Annotated in this window: 12 protein-coding genes and 1 pseudogene; 5 read left to right on the plus strand and 8 right to left on the minus strand. The window is 71.0% G+C overall.

Annotated elements, in window-relative coordinates; translation table 11 throughout:
- Positions 1–77: 77 nt before the first annotated feature.
- Positions 78–5399 (plus strand): pullulanase-type alpha-1,6-glucosidase, encoded by a 5322-nt coding sequence (gene pulA / locus AC07FA_RS03580; protein ID WP_479073007.1) that lies wholly within the window; start codon positions 78–80, stop codon positions 5397–5399.
- A gap of 135 nt (positions 5400–5534) precedes the next feature.
- A complete protein-coding gene (locus tag AC07FA_RS03585) occupies positions 5535–5885 on the plus strand; it encodes a 5-carboxymethyl-2-hydroxymuconate Delta-isomerase (protein WP_479073008.1) in 351 nt (116 codons plus the stop codon).
- Between the two features lie 13 nt (positions 5886–5898).
- Here the strand turns inward: AC07FA_RS03585 and AC07FA_RS03590 are convergent, their stop codons facing one another.
- The 4 genes from AC07FA_RS03590 to AC07FA_RS03605 all read right to left on the minus strand — a co-directional run bounded on the left by AC07FA_RS03590 (position 5899) and on the right by AC07FA_RS03605 (position 10731).
- Positions 5899–6621, minus strand: coding sequence for a TetR/AcrR family transcriptional regulator (locus tag AC07FA_RS03590; RefSeq protein ID WP_479073009.1), 723 nt, complete (start codon positions 6619–6621; stop codon positions 5899–5901).
- Between the two features lie 36 nt (positions 6622–6657).
- On the minus strand, positions 6658–7743 hold the full coding sequence (locus AC07FA_RS03595; protein ID WP_479073010.1) for a PDR/VanB family oxidoreductase: 1086 nt from the start codon (positions 7741–7743) through the stop codon (positions 6658–6660).
- 3 nt (positions 7744–7746) lie between these two features.
- Positions 7747–8652, minus strand: a complete 906-nt coding sequence (locus tag AC07FA_RS03600) for a metal-dependent hydrolase (protein WP_479073011.1) — start codon at positions 8650–8652, stop codon at positions 7747–7749.
- Between the two features lie 138 nt (positions 8653–8790).
- On the minus strand, positions 8791–10731 hold the full coding sequence (locus AC07FA_RS03605) for a hypothetical protein (protein WP_479073012.1): 1941 nt from the start codon (positions 10729–10731) through the stop codon (positions 8791–8793).
- Positions 10732–10864: 133 nt separating this feature from the next.
- Between AC07FA_RS03605 and AC07FA_RS03610 the strand changes: the two genes are divergently transcribed.
- Complete coding sequence (locus AC07FA_RS03610; protein WP_479073013.1) at positions 10865–11344, plus strand: hypothetical protein; 480 nt, start codon at positions 10865–10867, stop codon at positions 11342–11344.
- Positions 11345–11388: 44 nt separating this feature from the next.
- Here AC07FA_RS03610 and AC07FA_RS03615 read toward each other — a convergent pair whose 3' ends face one another.
- Both AC07FA_RS03615 and AC07FA_RS03620 read right to left on the minus strand, forming a co-directional pair.
- Entirely contained in the window at positions 11389–12894 is a 1506-nt protein-coding gene (locus AC07FA_RS03615; RefSeq protein ID WP_479073014.1) for a DUF1996 domain-containing protein, read from the minus strand.
- Positions 12895–13015: 121 nt separating this feature from the next.
- Positions 13016–13576, minus strand: a complete 561-nt coding sequence (locus AC07FA_RS03620; RefSeq protein ID WP_479073015.1) for a carboxymuconolactone decarboxylase family protein — start codon at positions 13574–13576, stop codon at positions 13016–13018.
- A gap of 28 nt (positions 13577–13604) precedes the next feature.
- Between AC07FA_RS03620 and AC07FA_RS03625 the strand changes: the two are divergent.
- A pseudogene (locus AC07FA_RS03625) lies at positions 13605–14118 on the plus strand (MarR family winged helix-turn-helix transcriptional regulator).
- Positions 14119–14142: 24 nt separating this feature from the next.
- Here the strand turns inward: AC07FA_RS03625 and AC07FA_RS03630 are convergent.
- On the minus strand, positions 14143–14790 hold the full coding sequence (locus AC07FA_RS03630) for a LuxR C-terminal-related transcriptional regulator (protein ID WP_479073016.1): 648 nt from the start codon (positions 14788–14790) through the stop codon (positions 14143–14145).
- Positions 14775–16043: a sensor histidine kinase gene (locus AC07FA_RS03635; RefSeq protein WP_479073017.1), complete on the minus strand. Its 1269-nt coding sequence runs from the start codon at positions 16041–16043 to the stop codon at positions 14775–14777. Before AC07FA_RS03635 ends, AC07FA_RS03630 begins: the two co-directional genes overlap by 16 nt.
- Before the next feature lie 245 nt (positions 16044–16288).
- Here AC07FA_RS03635 and AC07FA_RS03640 point away from each other — a divergent pair, with 245 nt between their 5' ends.
- Positions 16289–18424, plus strand: a complete 2136-nt coding sequence (locus tag AC07FA_RS03640; RefSeq protein ID WP_479073018.1) for an MMPL family transporter — start codon at positions 16289–16291, stop codon at positions 18422–18424.
- The last annotated feature ends 136 nt before the right edge of the window (positions 18425–18560 follow it).

Consider the following 18560-nt stretch of genomic DNA (forward strand, 5'->3'; position numbering starts at 1 on the left):
CACCCCCCCTGGCCCTCCATCGCCGGACGGGCTTGAAATGAAGCCCTCCTTCCCGTACCCCTTCGAGGAGAACCCGAGTGATACATCCGTCCCCGCGCGTGCCCGCGCGAAGAGTGGTGCCCGTCGTCGCGGCCGCCCTGTGCGCGGCCCTCGTGCCCGCGCTGCCCGCGGCGGCGGCCCGGACGCAGGCCCCGCCGTCGGACGCGAAGCTGGCCGCCGCACCGGCCCGGCACGATCTGACCCGCGAGCAGTTCTACTTCGTGATGCCCGACCGGTTCGCCAACGGTGACACCTCCAACGACCGCGGCGGCCTGACCGGCTCGCGGCTGGAGACGGGGTACGACCCCACCGACAAGGGCTTCTACCAGGGCGGGGACCTCAAGGGCCTCACGAACAGGCTCGACTACATCAAGGGCCTCGGCACCACCGCGATCTGGCTGGCCCCGATCTTCAAGAACCGCCCCGTCCAGGGCACGGGCAAGGACGCGTCGGCCGGCTACCACGGCTACTGGATCACCGACTTCACGCAGGTGGACCCGCACTTCGGGACCAACGCCGACCTGTCGAGGCTGATCGACAAGGCCCACGGCAAGGGCATGAAGGTCTTCTTCGACGTCATCACCAACCACACCGCCGACACCGTCGACTACGCCGAGAAGGAGTACGGCTACAAGCCCAAGGGCGCCTTCCCCTACCTCGACGAGGACGGCCGCCCGTTCGACGACGCGGCGGGCATGGCGAAGGTCGACGAGGACGCGTTCCCGTACACCCCGAAGAGCACCGGGACCAAGGTGCCCGCCTGGCTCGACGACCCCACGATGTACCACAACCGCGGCGACTCGACCTACGCGGGCGAGTCCACCGAGTACGGCGACTTCTCCGGCCTGGACGACCTGTGGACCGAGCGGCCCGAGGTCGTCTCCGGCATGGCGAAGATCTACCAGAAGTGGGTCCGCGACTTCGACATCGACGGCTTCCGCATCGACACGGTCAAACACGTCGACCTCGACTTCTGGACCCGGTGGGCGACCGCCCTCGACGACTACGCGGCCGAGCACGGCCGGGACGACTTCTTCATGTTCGGCGAGGTCTACTCCGCCGACACCGCGATCACCTCGCCCTACGTCACCCGTGGCCGGCTGGACTCCACGCTCGACTTCCCCTTCCAGGAAGCGGCCCGCCAGTACGCCTCCCAGGGCGCCCCGGCCTCGAAGCTCGCCGCCGTCTACGGTGACGACTACCGCTACACCACGGACAGGGCAAACGCCTACGAGCAGGTCACGTTCCTCGGCAACCACGACATGGGCCGCATCGGCACCTTCCTCAAGCAGGACAACCCGGACGCGGACGACGCCGAACTGGTCCGCCGGGCCCGCCTCGCCAACGAGCTGATGTTCCTCGGCCGCGGCAACCCGGTGATCTACTACGGCGACGAGCAGGGCTTCACCGGCGCGGGCGGCGACAAGGACGCCCGCCAGACCCTGTTCGCCTCGAAGACCGCCGACTACCTCGACGACGACCAGCTCGGCACGGACCGTACGCACGCCTCCGACGCGTACGACACCGACCACCCCGTCTACCGGTCCATCGCCGCCCTGTCCAAGCTCACCAGGGAGCACCCGGCCCTGCGCGACGGCACCCAGACCGAGCGGTACGCGGAAGGGTCCGTCCACGCCTTCTCCCGTACGGACACCAAGCGGCCGTACGAGTACGTCGTCGCCACCAACAACGCCACCGGGGCGAGGACCGTCGAGCTGGCCACCGAGTCCGCTGGCATGAACTTCCGGACTCTGTACGGGGGTTCAGGCACGGTACGCAGCGGCAGCGACAAGAAGATCAGCGTCACCGTGCCCGCGCTCTCCAGCATCGTGCTGCGCGCCGACCGGCCGCTGGGCGCCCCGGCGGCCACGCCCTCCGTCACCCTGAAGGCACCCGCCGCCGGAGCCACCGGCACCGTGGAGCTCACCGCCGACGTGGACGGCGGACAGCTCAACCGCGTCGTCTTCGCCGCGCAGACCGGCAACGGCACGTGGCGCACGCTCGGCTCCGCCGACCACGCCCCGTACAAGGTGACCCAGTACCTGGACGATTCGGTGAAGGCCGGAACCGCCCTGCGGTACAAGGCCGTCGTGGTCGACCGCGCGGGGCGTACCTCCAGTGCGCTCGCCTCGACCACAGCGGGCCAGGCCCCGCCCGCCGGGAAGCCCGTCGCCGTGGAGCGCGACCACGCCGTCGTCCACTACAAGCGCGCGGACGGCGACTACGACGGCTGGCAGCTGAAGGCCGGTGAGAAGACCGCCGACTTCATCGGGCGGGACGCCTACGGGGCGTTCGCCTGGGTCGCGGTCGACGAGGGCGCGTCCTCCGTCCCGTACACCGTGGAGAAGGCCGGTACCGCCGACGGACCGCAGCGCACCGTCGACCTCGCCAGGACCGGCCAGGTCTGGATCGAGCAGGGCAAGGACGGCCAGGCCACCGAGGCGCCCGACGGCGCCAACCCGCCGCAGGACACCACCAGGGCGGTCCTCAACTACCACCGGGCCGACGGCGACTACGACGGCTGGGGACTGCACACCTGGACCGGGGCCGCGAACCCCACCGACTGGGCCAAGCCCCTCCAGCCGGTGAGGAAGGACGCCTACGGAGTCACCTTCGAGGTCCCGCTCACCGAAGGCGCCACCTCGCTCAGCTACATCCTCCACAAGGGTGACGAGAAGGACCTCCCCAGCGACCAGTCGCTGGACATCGCGTCCCACGGGTACGAGGTCTGGATGCTCGGCGGGAAGCCCGGCTACCTCCTGCCGCAGACAGGCGGCGCCCCCGCCCCGGACCTCACCAAGGCCGAGGCCCAGTGGATCGACGGCGACACCGTCGTCTGGAAGGTGAAGTCCACCGACGCCACCAGCCAGCAGCTCGTGTACGCCGAGAACGGCGGGATCTCCGTCGTCGACGGCGCGCTCTCCGACGAGGGACAGTGGCTGCGGCTCAACGCCTCGGCGCTCACCGACGCGCAGAAGGCGAAGTACCCGCACCTCAAGGACTACCCGGCGTTCACCGTCGACGTCCGCGACCGGGACAGGGTCCGCGCCTCCCTGCGCGGCCAGCTGATCGCCACCCAGCGCGCCGCGAACGGCGCCCTGCTCGCCGCCACCGGGGTACAGACCGCCGGTGTGCTGGACGACCTGTACGGGAAGAGGGCGAGCAGCGCCTCGCTCGGCCCGGTCTTCCGGCACGGGACGCCCACCCTGTCCGTCTGGGCGCCCACCGCCCGCACGGTGTCGCTCGAACTGGACGGCTCCCCGGTCCCCATGCGGCGCGACGACCGCACCGGCGTCTGGTCCGTCACGGGGAAGAAGAGCTGGTACGGCAAGCCCTACCGGTACGTCGTGAAGGTCTGGGCGCCCACCGTCCAGAAGACCGTCACCAACAAGGTCACCGACCCGTACTCCACCGCGCTGACCGCGGACTCCGCCCGCAGCCTCGTCATCGACCTGGCCGACCCGGCACTGGCCCCGCGCGGCTGGTCCGGACTGAAGAAGCCCGCCGCCGTCCCGCTGCGTGACGCCCAGATCCAGGAGCTGCACGTCCGCGACTTCTCGGTCGCGGACCGCACCTCACGTCACCCCGGCGAGTACCTGGCCTTCACCGACACCCGCTCGGACGGCATGAAGCACCTGAGGCGGCTCGCCGGCTCCGGCACGAGTTACGTCCACCTGCTGCCCGTGTTCGACATCGGCACCATCCCCGAGAAGAGGGCGGACCAGCAGAGGCCCGCCTGCGACCTGTCCGTCTACGCCCCCGACTCCGAGGAACAGCAGGCCTGTGTGGCGAAGGCGGCCGGGAAGGACGCCTTCAACTGGGGCTACGACCCGCTGCACTACACGGTCCCCGAGGGCTCCTACGCCTCCGACCCGGACGGCACGAAGCGCACGGTGGAATTCCGCCGGATGGTGCAGGGGCTCAACGGCGCCGGACTGCGCACCGTCATGGACGTCGTCTACAACCACACCGTCGCCTCGGGACAGGACGACAAGTCGGTTCTCGACCGCATCGTGCCCGGCTACTACCAGCGGCTGCTGGAGGACGGCACCGTCGCCACCTCCACCTGCTGCGCCAACACCGCGACCGAGAACACCATGATGGGCAAGCTCGTCGTCGACTCGGTCGTCACCTGGACCAAGGAGTACAAGGTCGACGGCTTCCGCTTCGACCTGATGGGCCACCACCCGAAGGCCAACATCCTCGCGGTCCGCAAGGCCCTCGACGAGCTGACCGCCGCCGAGGACGGCGTCGACGGAAAGAAGATCATCCTGTACGGAGAGGGCTGGAACTTCGGTGAGATCGCCGACGACGCCCGCTTCGTCCAGGCCACCCAGAAGCACATGGCCGGCACCGGCGTCGCCACCTTCTCCGACCGGGCGCGCGACGCGGTGCGCGGCGGCGGCCCCTTCGACGAGGACCCCGGCGTCCAGGGCTTCGCCAGCGGGCTCTACACCGACCCGAACACCTCGAAGGCCAACGGCACCACGGCCGAGCAGAAGGCCCGGCTGCTGCACTACCAGGACCTGATCAAGGTCGGGCTGACCGGCAACCTCGCCGACTACACCTTCACCGACAGCAGCGGCCGTACGGTCAAGGGCTCCGCCGTCGACTACAACGGCGCGCCCGCCGGATACGCGGCGGCCCCCGGCGACGCCCTCGCCTACTCCGACGCCCACGACAACGAGACGCTGTACGACGCGCTCGCGTTCAAGCTCCCGGCGGGAACCCCGGCGGCCGACCGGGCGCGCATGCAGGTGCTGGCCATGGCGGCGTCCACGCTGTCGCAGGGGCCCTCGCTCTCCCAGGCGGGCACCGACCTGCTGCGCTCGAAGTCGCTCGACCGCAACTCGTACGACAGCGGTGACTGGTTCAACGCTCTGCACTGGGACTGCCGCGACGGCAACGGGTTCGGCCGAGGGCTCCCGCCCGCCGCCGACAACAAGGACAAGTGGTCCTACGCCAAGCCGCTGCTGACCTCCGCCACGCTCACCCCCGGCTGCCCGCAGATCGACGGCGCCTCCGCCGCGTACCGCGACCTGCTGACCATCCGGACCACCGAGAAGGAGTTCTCCCTCACCACCACCGGGCAGGTGCAGTCGGCGCTGTCGTTCCCGCTCTCGGGGACGGACGAGACACCCGGTGTGATCACGATGCGCCTCGGCAAGCTGGTCGTCGTCATCAACGCCACCCCCGGCACCGAGAGCCAGCGCCTCCAGGAGCGGGCGGGTACGGCGTACGGTCTGCATCCCGTCCAGGCGGCCGGCGCGGACGCCACCGTCAAGGAGTCCGCGTACGACAGGGAGACCGGCACCTTCACCGTCCCCGGACGGACGGTCGCCGTCTTCTCCCAGCGCTGACGCGAACAGCTCCACACCGCCCGGCCGCGGTCCGGCCCCCACGGGGGCCCGGACGGCGGCCGGGCTTGTGCTGTCGTGGGGATCTCCGCAAGGCTGAGGTCCGACAACAGCCGGACCCGCACACAGGAGCATGTGATGCCGCAGATCACCGTCGACTACTCCACCGAGCTCGACGACACCTTCGACCGCCGCGGCTTCGCCCTCGCCCTGCACCCGCTGGTCGCCGAGACCGTCACCACGGAGATCCCCAACTGCAAGACGAGGTTCCGCCGGGTGGAGGAGTCCGTCGTGGGGGACGCGCCCGGGGGTGACGCGATCGTGCACATCTCCATCGGTCTGCTGTCCGGCCGCACGCCGGAGACCAAGCTGCGGCTGACCGAGTCCGTCCTCGTGTTGCTGGCCGGATATCTGAAGACCTCCGACGACCTGGTGGTGCACGCCTCGGCCGAGACCCGCGAGCTGGACCCGTCCTACCGGAAGAACTGATTCCGGAGCCGCGTCACGGCCTTCGCTGCGGGGGCACGGCAGGTACGGACGGCGCGAGCGTCGACAGGCGCGTCAGCAGATCGCCGAACGGTCCGTCCACCGGCTCCTGGGCGAGCACCCGCAGCACGACACCGGCCATCTCCTGGTTGTAGGCGGCGCTCACCGCGGCCAGCGCGGCGAAGTCGTGCACCAGCTGCGTCTCCAGCTCCGACCGCGGGATGCGCCGTCCGTCGAGCCAGATCAGGGCCGTCGACTCGGCGAGCGAGACCCAGGAGCGTACGACCAACTCCAGCCGCGCGGGCGGGTCCTGGACACCGAGGTGGCTGATGATCTGCTCGTACGCCGCCTGCCGCACCCCGTCGATCATGGCGTTGGCCGTCGAGGAGCCGACCGCGGGGCCGCCGCGCATCAGCGCCGAGAAACCGGGGCCGTGCTCCTCGACGAAGTCGAAGAACCGGCCCATCACCCGCAGCAGCCGGGCGCCCAGAGGTCCTTCGGGCGGCTCCAGGAACCGGCCGGCCAGCTCATCGGCGGCCCGTCGCAGCGCCGCCTCGTACAGGCTCTGCTTCCCCGGGAAGTAGTGGTAGACGAGCGGCCGCGAGATACCCGCGGCAGCCGCGATCTCGTCGATCGACACCTCGTCGGGGGAGCGGTGGCTGAACAACTCCAGCGCGACGCCGATCAATTGCTGTCTGCGCTCTTCGACGCCCATCCTGCGCCGCACCCCGGTCGTCATGCCAACAGCCTAGCCGGGGGCGGGTCGCTGGAGGTGTCAGAGGTCGAGGACCAGCCGTTCGCCCCGGCAGCGCGAGACGCACAGGAGCATCGAGTCCTCGCGTTCGGCATCCGTCAGCAGTTCGTCCCGGTGGTCGACCTCGCCCTCCAGGACGCGCTGTTGGCAGGTGCCGCAGAAACCCTGCTCGCAGGAGTACGAGACGTACGGGAGCTCCTCGCGGACGGCGGCCAGCACCGACTGGCCGGCGGCGACCGGGACGACACGTCCGGTGCGGCGCAGCTCGACTTCGAAGGCCGTCGACGCCGGGTCCGGGGCCTGGCCGGTGCCGCCGGCGGTGAAGCGTTCGAGGTGGAGGGTGCAGCCCTGGGGGAGTGCGGCGGCGACCGCCTCCATCAGGGGTTCGGGGCCGCAGACGTAGACGGCCGTGCCCGGGCCCGCCCCCGCCAGCGCCGCGGCGGCGTCGGGGCGGCCCGCCTCGTCCTCCGGCACCACGGTGACGCGGCCGGCGTCCGCGCCGAGCTTCTCGATCTCGTCGAGGAAGGGCAGGGAAGCGCGCGTACGCCCCCCGTACAGCAGTCGCCAGTCGGCGCCCGAGGCCGCGACGGCTCGCAGCATCGGCAGGATCGGTGTGATGCCGATGCCGCCCGCGACGAACACGTAGGCGGGGGCCTCGACGAGCGGGAAGCGGTTGCGCGGCCCGCGGACCCGCACCTCCGTGCCCTCGTGCAGCTGTGCGTGGGCTTCGCGCGAGCCGCCCCGGCCGTCCTCGACGAGGCGCGGCGCGATGGTGTACGCGCTCCGGTCGGCCGGGTCCCCGCAGAGCGAGTACTGCCGCACCAGGCCGGAGGGCAGGATCAGGTCCAGGTGGGCGCCCGGCTGCCAGGCGGGCAGGTCGTCGCCCGCCAGCCGGAGCCGTACGACGCCGTCGGCGACCACGTCCCGCTCGGTGATCACCAACGGCCGTGTGGTGGTGGAGAGCCGCTCGGAGTGGCCCGAGACCGGCTCCTCCAGGGCAGGCATGGGCCACAGCGGGGACAGCTGGATGCGGCGGCGCATCGCGCGCCGGGCGAGCAGGGCGGTTCCGGTGACGAGGACCAGGGTGCGCAGACGGGGGAGGGCCATGGGTCAGTGGTTTCCCGGCATCCGGGCCTCGGCCGCCAGGGCCGCGGGCGAGTGGGCGAGGTAGTCCACGGCCTGGGCCGTGCTGCCCTCCTGCGAGGGGTGGTACGTGCGGCTCAGATAGGTGGGGATGGAGCGCGCGATGGCACCGGTGCTGGGCAGCGTGCCCTTCCTGCCGCTCGCCCGGAACTGCTTGAAGGACGCCGTGCCGTCGAGCAGGCTCGGATCGTTCGCCATGAAGAAGCGGGTGCCCCGCTGCCAGAGGAAGACGAGCGCGGTGAAGGCGGTCGCCCAGGTGCGCACCCGCCTCCGGTAGCCGCCGTCGACGTGCATGAACACGTCGAAGGCGACGGAGCGGTGCTCGACCTCCTCGGCGCCGTGCCAGCGCAGCAGATCGAGCATCGTCGGATCGGCGCCGCGCCGGTCGAGTGCCTCGGCGTTGAGTATCCAGTCGCCGAGGAAGGCGGTGTAGTGCTCGATCGCCGCGATGGTCGCGACCCGCTCCATGAGCCACCACTTACGGGCCCGCCCGGGCGGCAGCGTCCTGTCGCCGAGCAGCTTCTCGAAGAACCAGTCGATCTGCGCGGTGTACGGGGTCGGGTCGAGCCCGAGCTTCCTCAGATGCGGGAGCACGTCGTCGTGGGCCTGGGAGTGCACGGCCTCCTGACCGATGAACCCGATGACGTCCTGGCGCAGTTGCTCGTCGTGGATGTACGGCAGCACCTGGCGGTACACATGGATGAACCACCGTTCCCCGGCCGGGAGGAGCAGATGGAGCACGTTGATGGTGTGCGCGGTGAAGGGGTCGCCCGGCACCCAGTGCAGAGGCGTCTTCTCCCAGTCGAAGGAGACCTTCCGGGCTTTGAGCGGGGTCCACTCCGACGCGACCGCCGCTGGCTGCGTGTTAGACATGTTGTCAATGTACTGACGGGTAAGCGCGGGGGACAGGGGTGTGCGACGAATTCCCGCACGGCTGCCGGTCCCGGGTCCTCGGGGCGGGGCGCCGGCCCGGCGTGGGTGACGGGCAGCGGTGGCAAGCCGCCCGGCCCCTCAGCGCAGGGCGCCGACCCTGCGGCCGTCCGTCAGCAGCCCGTTGAGCTCGGCCCGGTCGCCGGCACGGGCGGGCACGGTGAGCAGACGGCCACGGGCACTGCCCACCACACCTCCGGAGGCGGACAGCGAGGCGAAGTGCCGGGAGCCCGCGGCCACCACGTACCACCGCCCGGCCGCAGACTTCCAGAGCACGCCGGCCAGCACCTGCGGCTCACGGGGGCCGCAGGCCGGCGAGTCCTCGGCGCGGGCCGCGACCGCGCCCGGGACGGACGGCTCCGCCGGCGCCTGGAACTCCGCCAGCACCCTGCTCCCCGTACCCCGCCACGTCTCCGCACGGACGCAGAGCCACCGCGCCGCTCCGCCGTCCTCGGGCAGCGGCTGGTACGCGAAGGGCCAGGCGTTCACCGACCGGACGCCGCCTGCGCGCACAGCGGGCAGCAGACACGCGGTCCGCGCCCAGCTCTCCCGCTCGGCCCGTCCCGACACGTCGTGCGCGGTGGACGGAGCCCCGGACGTCAGCCGGACCGGAGTCAGCTCGCCGAGATCGGTCACCAGCCGGACGGCCTCCGCGTCCCGCACCTCCAGGGCCTCCCAGGAACGGCAGCCCCCCGCGGTGTCCCCGATGCCGGCGAGCGCGGCGGTCACCCCGTCGGCGTCGCGCGGCAGCGCACGCGGCTGTGCGTGCGCTGCGAGCAGATCCCGTACGGCCACCTCGCGCACCCAGGGGGCTGTCAGATAACGGACCCGGCCGTGGGCGCGCCCCACGACCAGGGCGTTCGAGCTCGCGGAGTCCGCGCCGTCGACCCGGGCGAAGTCCAGCACGGCGTCCCGGTCCGGACGGGCGTGGCGGGACTCGGCGTACCGCACGATGCGCAGCCCGTCGTGGAACAGCACCACCGCGGCCTCGTCGACCACTCCCGCGTACAGCAGCTGCGGAGGTCCCATCGGAGGGCCCGTGGGCGTCCCGGGTGCCGCCGTCGACCGGTCGTCGGGCCCGGGCAGCGCCCAGGCGGCAAGGGCCCGGCGCAGCAGCCCGGCGTCCCCGGTGCGGTTGCCCCGGGCAGGCCATGCGGTGAAGTCGGTACGGGCCGAGTGCTGCCAGAACGACGGCGGAACCCGGTGCAACGCGGCCGGTTCCAGGGCCCGTTGGGCCGCCGGGTTACGCGGGTACGCCGGCGATGCGGGCCTGTCAGGCCCCCACCCGTCCCCCGGCAGTGCCAGCAGCGCCCCGCACGCCACCAGCGCCCCGAGTCCGGCGAGCACGGACCTCGCGCGCCGACGCCTCAGCAGCGGATCGGTGGGCCTGGCCTGCAAGGAGCACGGGTCGAACTCCGGGGACTCCAGCAGTGCGTGGGGCGCCGTCACCGCGTCCGCCTCCACCAGCGCCGCACCCGGGTCCGCCACCCCGGCGGCAGCGAGCACCCGGCACACCTCCGCGTCCGCGAGCCCTTCCAGTCCCCGCAGCACATGAGCGGCCCGGCAGGGTCCCGACATCCCGGAAAGCGCCTGATCCAGGGCGAGTTCATCGGCACCACCGCAGTGCGGGAAGAGCCGCAACCCCCACACCCGCGGCACGAACGGAGCCCCCCGCACCCACCGCGACCGGCCCCCACGCCACCACGGCCCCCCGGCCTCCAGCGCCGAACGCACCACCCGCAGCCGCAGATCCGCATAGCCCGCGTCCACCCCACCGGCCCTGCGTGGCAATGGCAACCCGCCCACCGGACCCACCGACCGCGCCCGGGGCAGGGACCGCTGGACGATCCAGTGCGCCGTCATCACCCGTCGGCCGCACCCGAGCGAGGAGGGCAGCACGAGATACCCGATCCGCGTCAGCCGGGTGTAGTGCTCGATCAGCGCGGCATCCACCTGCTCCGGATCAACCGCCCCGAAAGCGTGACGCTCGACGGAGGACGGCTCTGCTCGACGCGGGGGCATGTTCAGCAGAACGAGCGAATGGTGCGATGGTCACTCCGGCGCGGGGGGCGGGCGTCGGGTGCGTGTTTCCCGGGCCCGTGAAGAATCCGCCGTTCCGCCGCGCGGCGAGGGGCGCGCGGGGCACGATGGGCGGATGGTGACACAGCTGGAGCGGCGTCGGGGGCGGGGGCGCCGGGCCGCCGCCGTCGTGTGCGTCGGAGTGGTGCTTCTCGCCGCGTGCGGTGGGGGATCTGCGGACGGTGACGGTGAACGCGACGTGCCGCCCACCGCCACCGGGACACTGGAGCAGCTGGCCGCCAAGGCGCGCTGTGAGCCGAATCTGCAGACCGACGCGGACGAGATCCGTCAGGCCAACTGCCGTACCACAGACGGGCGTTACGTGCTTGCCACCTTCGCCACCGACCGTGGGCAGCGTGAGTGGATCGACGAGGCCGACGACTACGGCGGCTCGTACCTCGTCGGCCGGAAGTGGGTGGCCGTGGGCGAGCCGAAGGTGGTCGCGGCGCTGCGCGGCCGGCTCGGGGGGACGGTGGAGACCGCCTCGCAGCACCACTCGGGGAGTAGTGGCAGTGGGGAGAGCGAGGAAGGGCACTCCGGTCACCACGGGAGCTGACCGCGCAGGTCCGGGGGGTGGTTCAGTGGGTGCCGCCGACCGGGTCAGCGGCACTTACGGCCGTCGTTGATGCAGCTCACCACCTTCTTCATCGTGTTCCGGCCGAAGACGTTGATGAAGTCACCGTGGTCCGTGACGGGTTTGTGCAGCTGCTCGGGAAACGAGTCGACGGCGAAGCCGGGGCCCGGCGGGACGTCGTACACAATGCGCTGCACGAGCTGCGGAATCGCCCGGAATCCGTCCGGGCACCTGCCGTCGTCCTGCGCGAAGGCCACATGAGTGCGGTGATTGGCGCTGTCGGTGTTCCGGCCGTCCCAGCAGCTCTGGAACGCGAACGAGCGCACCACCTGGCTGCCTTCCGGACAGATCGGATACTTGTCCTTCAGCTGGCGGTCCTCGAATCCGGTGCAGCTCCAGGAGGCATTGGCGTTCGCGTCGCCATTCGTGAATGCCTTCGCGTCCCCGGTGATGATCCGCAGGAACCGAGGCATGGCCGTCACCTTCCCTGCGGGGGACCCGACGAATTGCAGGGTCACCTGGGACGGAGTCTGTATCTCCCCGACGTTCTGGTCCTTGCCGCCGCCGTCGGCGTCCACGTCGTTCTCGGCCTGGCCGTTCTGGAGACGCAACACCGGCCAGTAGTACGTGGATTTGTCACCCTGATTGCGGCAGGTCGTCTCACCCCTGGCCAGATCGTCATCGCTCGCGAATGCGTCGTTGGCCTGATTACCCACGTAATCGTGCATATGGTGAGCACCATTGCTCACTCCGGGCGCGACAATGACGTTGTCCGGGTTGAATTTACCGTTCTCGTTGCGCCCGCAGTCGGTCGTGAACGTACCGCGCGAGGCACCCCGTCGCTGGCGGGGGCGCTCGACGTTGGGCTGGACCGACTGGATGTCGACGAAGTCGGAGGCTTCGGGGCCGTTGCCCTCCTGGGCCGGGTCCCCGTTCTCGTCCGGGGCCTGACCGTCCTGACCGTCGGCGTCCTGACCGTCTTGGTCCTCCTGGCCCTCCTGGCCGTCCTGGTCGTCGTCCCCGGTGCCCGCCTCCTCGCCGCCGCCGGCCCCGGCGTCGTCGTCCGCGCGCAGGCTGCACGGGGCCAGCCCTTCCAGCCCTTCCGGCCGGTCCGCGACGCGCCCGATGGCGATCCCGATGCGATCGAGACTCGCCAGCCGTTTGTCTCTCAGGGGGCCGAGCACCGCGTTTTCGGCGAGTTCCGGATCCTGGGCGATCTGGTCCTTCCGGTCGGCGAACTGCTGATACGCGTCGGTGATCTGGGTGTCCATCGCCGCCAGTTCGCGGTCGACCTCCCCACGTGCCTGGTCGGGCACTTCGGGAAGCTCGTTTCCCACGTCGGGACAGTCGATGGTGGACATCCGGGGGCCTTCATTACGGGTCTGTTCGGGAGGTGATCCGGACCATCCTTCTCCCGCGCTCGCGTAGACATTGACTGCGACCAGTCCACCTCCGCCCAGAATCAGTGCGGCCGAGGCGGCAATCGCCCGATTGGCCAGTGAGCTGCGTTTCTTGCGCGATGTGCGTCCCATGGAACTCCTCTGCTTCGAGGGAGAAGCGTGACGTTCCATACGGGCGGGATGCGCACCCTGTTCAGACGGCCGTGGAATTCGTGGGAATCCACATTCGTAAATCAGCCGTAACGCTCAGCTCTCAGGCAAACGCGGCCATTTGGGCGTCGACCGGCGCCCCGGTCAGCCGGTTCGCGAGCGTCGACATCGTGTACGCGCCGATTCCGAGCACCACCTCCAGCGCGTTCTGTGCGGTGTAGCCGTGTTCCTGGAAGCTCCGGAGGGACGCGTCGTCGACCGCTCCCGCCGTCGCGAGGACGTCCAGTGTGAACTGCCGGACCGCCTGGAGCCGTTCATCGGGAAGTACCGGCGTCAGGCCGTCGCGCAGTGCGGCGATCAGCTCGTCGTCCGCACCGAGCGCGGTGAGCTTCGCGGTGTGCATCGCCACGCAGATGTGGCACTCGTTGCGGGTGGCGATCGTCATGATCACCACCTCGCGGGAGAGCGGGTCCAGCGTGGTCGACTCGAAGATCGCGCTGATCTTCAGGAAGCCGTCGAGCAGGTGCGGCGACGTGGCGAGCCGCGCGACGGCGGAGGGCAGATAGCCGGACTTCTTCTCCACGGCCTCCATGGTGCGGCGCGCGGCGGTCGGTGCGGTTTCGAGGGTGTGCTCGGGGAACACGGACGAGGTACTGGCTGACATGGGTGCCTCTCGCGGTAAACTCGACAACGTGATTGACGAAAAGGTAAACCAAGTTGTCGAGTTCCGCAATGGCTGAACCGGAGGGAGGTGCGGGCTTCGAGCTGCCGCTGCTGCTGTTCGCGGGGTTCCGGTCGATCATCGATACGCTGCACGGCGAGCTGGCCGCCCACGGCCACCCGGACGTGCGTCCCGCCTACGGCTTCGCGCTCCAGGCGGTCGGGCGGGACGGCGCGAGCGCCAGCGAGGTCGGGCGCCGGCTGGGAGTGTCCAAGCAGGCCGCGGGAAAGACCGTCGAGAAGCTGGAGGCGCTCGGTTACGTGGAGCGCGTCGACGATCCGCAGGACGGCCGCCGCAAGCTCGTCCGGCTCACCCCGCGCGGTACCGACGTACTGGTCAGGTCCGCCCAGGGGTTCGACCGCATCCGGGCGGAGTGGGCCGAGGCCCTCGGTGCCGAACAGGTGGCCGCGATGGAGGCCGGCCTGCGGGCGATGGCGCCCGCGAGTGCGTTCCGCCTGGACGCGGCCGGGTGGTTCACGGGTTGAGGGACCGAGCCGGCCGCCCCGCTCCTACCCCTGGTCCAGATACGCGAGCACCGCCAGCACGCGGCGATTGTCGTCGTCCGACTGCGGCAGGCCCAGCTTTCCGAAGATGTTCGACGTGTGCTTGGCCACCGCCCGCTCCGTGATCACCATCTGCGAGGCGATCGCCGCGTTCGAGCGGCCCTGGGCCATCAGCTCGATGACCTCCCGCTCGCGCGGGGTGAGGCCCCCCATCGGCTTGTCCTGCGCGCGCCGCGACAGCAGCTGCGAGATCACCTGCGGGTCCATCGCCGTGCCACCCGCGGCGACCCGGCGCACCGAGTCGATGAACTGGTCCGCGTCGAAGACCCGGTCCTTCAGCAGATAGCCGATGCCGCCGTTGCCGTCCGCCAGCAACTCCCGTGCGTACAACTGCTCCACGTGCTGGGAGAGCACGAGTACCGGCAGGCCGGGCCGGTTCCGTCGGGCGGTGAGCGCGCACTGGAGGCCCTCGTCCGTGTGCGACGGCGGAAGCCGGACGTCGACCACGGCGACGTCCGGCTTCAACTCGGCGAGCGCTTTGGCGAGTTCGGGCCCCGTTTCCACGGCCGCCGCGACCTCGAAGTCGTACGCCTCAAGCATCCGCACCAGGCCGTCGCGCAGCAGGAAGAGGTCTTCGGCTAGGACAACGCGCAAGGAATCTCCATGGTCACCATGGTGGGACCGCCCGCAGGGCTGCTGACGGCCAGTACGCCGTCGAATGTACCGAGTCGGCGTTCGATTCCGCTCAGTCCGGACCCGGAACCGATGACGGCGCCGCCCTTTCCGTTGTCCGTGACGGAGATCCGCAGCATGCCGTCCCTGTGGTGCATGTCCACCCAGAGGCGGTCGGCGCCCGCGTGTTTCACCGCGTTCGTCAGCGTCTCGCCCACCGCGAAGTACGCCGCCGACTCGACCGGTGCCTCGGCGCGCCCGGCCAGCTCCACGGTCACCTCCGACCGCACGGGCAGGCGCAGCGCCAGAGCCCTCACCGCGTCGCCGAGCCCCCGCTCCGCGAGGACCGGCGGATGGATGCCCCGTACGAGATCGCGCAGCTCCGTCAGGGCCTCCGCGGACGACTCGCGGGCCGTGGCCAGCATCTTCCGCGCCTGCGCGGGGTCCTTGTCGATGAGCGCCTCGATGGTGCCGAGGTTCATGCCCATCGCGACCAGCCGCGCCTGCGCGCCGTCGTGCAGATCCCGCTCGATACGACGCAGCTCGGCCGCGGCCGTGTCGACGGCCTCGTGCCGCGTCTCGGTGAGCCGGTCGACGCGCTGCGCCAACGCCTGCTCCTGGGTCGGGGAGAGCAGCGAACGGGCCAGCAGGAAGTGCGCGCGCAGCAGTGGCTGGGCGGCCCGCGTGCCGAGAACGAAGAGGAAGACACCGAGCGCGGCGGCGGCCAGCCCCGTCAGCTGACTGGAGACCGGTACGAACGCGTACCAGTACGTGTTGTCCTGGAACACCCGCCACAGGCCCGCCGCCAGGACGAACCCCTCCACGGGATAGACCATCAGCGCGAAGGCGAGGAAGGACACCACGCAGCCGGCCGTCATGTCGACCATCAGCCACTGGATGTCCCGCCAGGTCGCCGGGTCCTTCAGCATCAGCGTCGTGCGCTCCACCTGCCCCGCGAAACCCGTGCGCAGGTCCGGCGGGAAGGCGCGGTACGGGACGGGGATACGGATTCCCGACCAGGTGGCCGCGTACAGCCGGCGCTGATCGGCGTGCTTGCGGACGGTCTCCAGGACGAACGGCGTGGTGACCAGCCCGATGCCCAGCACGATGAACACGATCGAGAGCACCGCCAGGACGAAGAGGGTCAGCGACCCTGCCAGGCTGAGGAGCGACAGGGCCAGCCCGCGCCCCGCGGCCACCGTCGCCCCCCGTATCCGACTCCGTGTCGCGGTCACGTTCACAGCTTCTCTCCCCTCGCCGGATCCCGGGCCGAGCCCCGGTCCGTGGACAGTCTCACCCGGCGGACGACTCCGCCGTCAGCCGTCTCACCACCAGGCCGGGGGTGTACCCAGCACCACCCTCGTAGTCGCCCTGCGGCTCCGGGACCGGGGGCTTCGGCGGCTGGGGCGCCGGAGGGCCCGTCCCTAGATTCGGAGGCGTCCTGTTCGACGTGAGCGTCTATCTCTGGGGGCGGAACCGTATGAGGCGCAACCTCGCGGCACGTATCGGTGTGTGGAGCGCACACCACCGTAAGACGGCCGTTTTCGGCTGGTTGCTCTTCGTCCTGCTCGCCTCGGGCATCGGCGGGGCATCCGGCATGGTCGAGATGACCGAGGCGGAGAACGGCGCGGGCGATTCGGCACGCGCCGAGCAGATCCTCGCCGACGCCGGCCTCGGCCATCCCGCAGGCGAGCTGGTCATGGTGTCCGGCAGGCAGGCCGGAGAGTGGAAGGAGGCGGCCGGAGAGGTGTCGGCGGCCGTGGCGAAGACCGGCGAGGTCCAGAACCTCTCCGCTCCCGTCCCCTCGAAGGACGGCAGGGACGCGCTGATCAGCTTCGAGATGAAGGGGGACGCGGCGACCGCGCCCGACCGGGTGCAGCCGGTACTGGACGCGGTGTCCGGTGTCCGGGAGGCCCGGACGGACGTCCGGATCCACCAGTTCGGCGAGGCCAGCGCCGGCAAATGGCTCGGGGACCTGCTCGCCGAGGACTTCAAGAGGGCCGAGTTCACCGCCGTACCGCTGGCCCTGGGCATCCTGCTGGTCGCCTTCGGCGCCGTGGTGGCCGCGCTGCTGCCGGTCGGACTCGCCCTGACCGCGTGCATGGCTGCCTTCGGCCTGTTGTCGCTGGCCAGCCACCAACTGCACCTGTTCCAGACGACGTATTCCGTCATGTTCCTGATGGGATTCGCGGTCGGCGTCGACTACTGCCTCTTCTACCTGCGGCGCGAGCGCGACGAGCGGGCCGCCGGAAGGGACGCCGAGACGGCGCTGCGCATCGCCGCGGCCACCAGCGGGCGGGCCGTGCTCGTCTCCGGTGTCACGGTGATGGTCGCGATGGCCGGCATGTTCCTCTCCGGCCTGATGCTGTTCAAGGGCTTCGCGCTCGCCACGATCCTGGTCGTCCTCATCGCCATGCTGGGTTCCGTGACCGTCCTCCCCGCCCTGCTCTCCTGGCTGGGCGACCGGATCGACGCGGGGCGCGTACCGCTCCTCAACCGGCGCGGCACGAAGGGTGCCCGGAGGAGCGGAGGCATCGCGGGCACGGTCCTGAAGCCGGTGCTCGCACACCCCAGGCTCTTCGCGGTCGCCTCGGCCGTCGTCCTGCTCGCCCTGGCGGCGCCCGCGCTCGGCATGAAGACCGAACAGCTGGGCCTGGAGAAGCAGTTCGGGTCCGGCTCGGAGCTCGCGATAGCGTACGAGCACATCTCCGAGAGCTTCCCGGGCGGGCCCGCCCCGGCCGTCGTCGTGGTCAGGGCCGACGACATCACCTCGCCCGCCGTCCGCGAGGCGCTCGGCTCCTTCGACAAGGTCACCGTCCACACGGCGCGGAACGTCGCGGAGATCGAGGTGCCGCTCCCCGGCGGCAAGGCCGATCTGGCCGAACTGCGCGGCCACCGGGTACCGGAGGCCTTCGACGGCACCGGCGCCGAGGCCTATGTGACCGGTGAGACAGCGGGCTCCGTCGACTTCAACGACCAGCTGAAGCGAGGCATCGTCCCGGTCTTCGTCTTCATCACGGCGGTGACGTTCCTGCTGATGCTGTTCTGCTTCCGTTCGTACGTCATCGCGGTGACGGCCATCCTGCTCAACCTGCTCTCCGTGGCCGCCGCGTACGGAGTGATGGTCGCCGTCTTCCAGCACGGCTGGGGCGCGGAGCTGATCGGTTCCGAGGGGGTCGGTGCGATCGAGTCCTGGATGCCGCTGTTCGTCCTCGTGGTGCTGTTCGGCCTGTCGATGGACTACCACGTGTTCGTGGTGTCCCGTATCCGCGAGGCCCGCGACAGCGGCCTGGACACCCGGGCCGCGATCGACCTGGGCATCCGGCGCACGGCCGGAGCGGTGACCGGTGCCGCGGCGATCATGGTGGCCGTCTTCGCGGTCTTCGGCACGCTGTCCATGCAGGACATGCAGCAGATGGGCGTGGGCCTCGCCGTCGCGGTGCTGCTCGACGCCACGATCGTACGGATGGTCCTGCTGCCCTCGGTCATGTCGCTGCTGGGCGAGAGGAACTGGCGCACCCCGCGCGGACTCTCCCGGCTGCCGGCCCTGGAGCACAGCGAATCCGCGGCAGGGCCCGAGCTGGCGTCCCCGGTGGCGTCGGTGCGGCACGGCTGACCCCGGCCACAGGAGAGGGGGGGGGGGGGGGGGGGGAGGGGGGGGGGGGGGGGGGGGGGGGGGGGGGGGGGGGGGGGGGGGGGTGCGAGGCGATGAGCAGCAACTGCGACGCGGTCCACCAGGTGAAGGTGCCCCG

It is taken from the genome of Streptomyces sp. NPDC045968 (genome assembly GCF_056430475.1).

Excerpts from the sequence above, each read along its gene's own strand:
- AC07FA_RS03640 (WP_479073018.1), top strand. The coding sequence starts at position 16,289 with ATGAGGCGCAACCTCGCGGCACGTATCGGTGTGTGGAGCGCACACCAC.
- AC07FA_RS03585 (WP_479073008.1), top strand. The coding sequence starts at position 5,535 with ATGCCGCAGATCACCGTCGACTACTCCACCGAGCTCGACGACACCTTC.
- AC07FA_RS03605 (WP_479073012.1), bottom strand. The coding sequence starts at position 10,731 with ATGCCCCCGCGTCGAGCAGAGCCGTCCTCCGTCGAGCGTCACGCTTTC.
- AC07FA_RS03610 (WP_479073013.1), top strand. The coding sequence starts at position 10,865 with ATGGTGACACAGCTGGAGCGGCGTCGGGGGCGGGGGCGCCGGGCCGCC.
- AC07FA_RS03615 (WP_479073014.1), bottom strand. The coding sequence starts at position 12,894 with ATGGGACGCACATCGCGCAAGAAACGCAGCTCACTGGCCAATCGGGCG.
- AC07FA_RS03600 (WP_479073011.1), bottom strand. The coding sequence starts at position 8,652 with ATGTCTAACACGCAGCCAGCGGCGGTCGCGTCGGAGTGGACCCCGCTC.
- AC07FA_RS03590 (WP_479073009.1), bottom strand. The coding sequence starts at position 6,621 with ATGACGACCGGGGTGCGGCGCAGGATGGGCGTCGAAGAGCGCAGACAG.
- AC07FA_RS03595 (WP_479073010.1), bottom strand. The coding sequence starts at position 7,743 with ATGGCCCTCCCCCGTCTGCGCACCCTGGTCCTCGTCACCGGAACCGCC.
- AC07FA_RS03620 (WP_479073015.1), bottom strand. The coding sequence starts at position 13,576 with ATGTCAGCCAGTACCTCGTCCGTGTTCCCCGAGCACACCCTCGAAACC.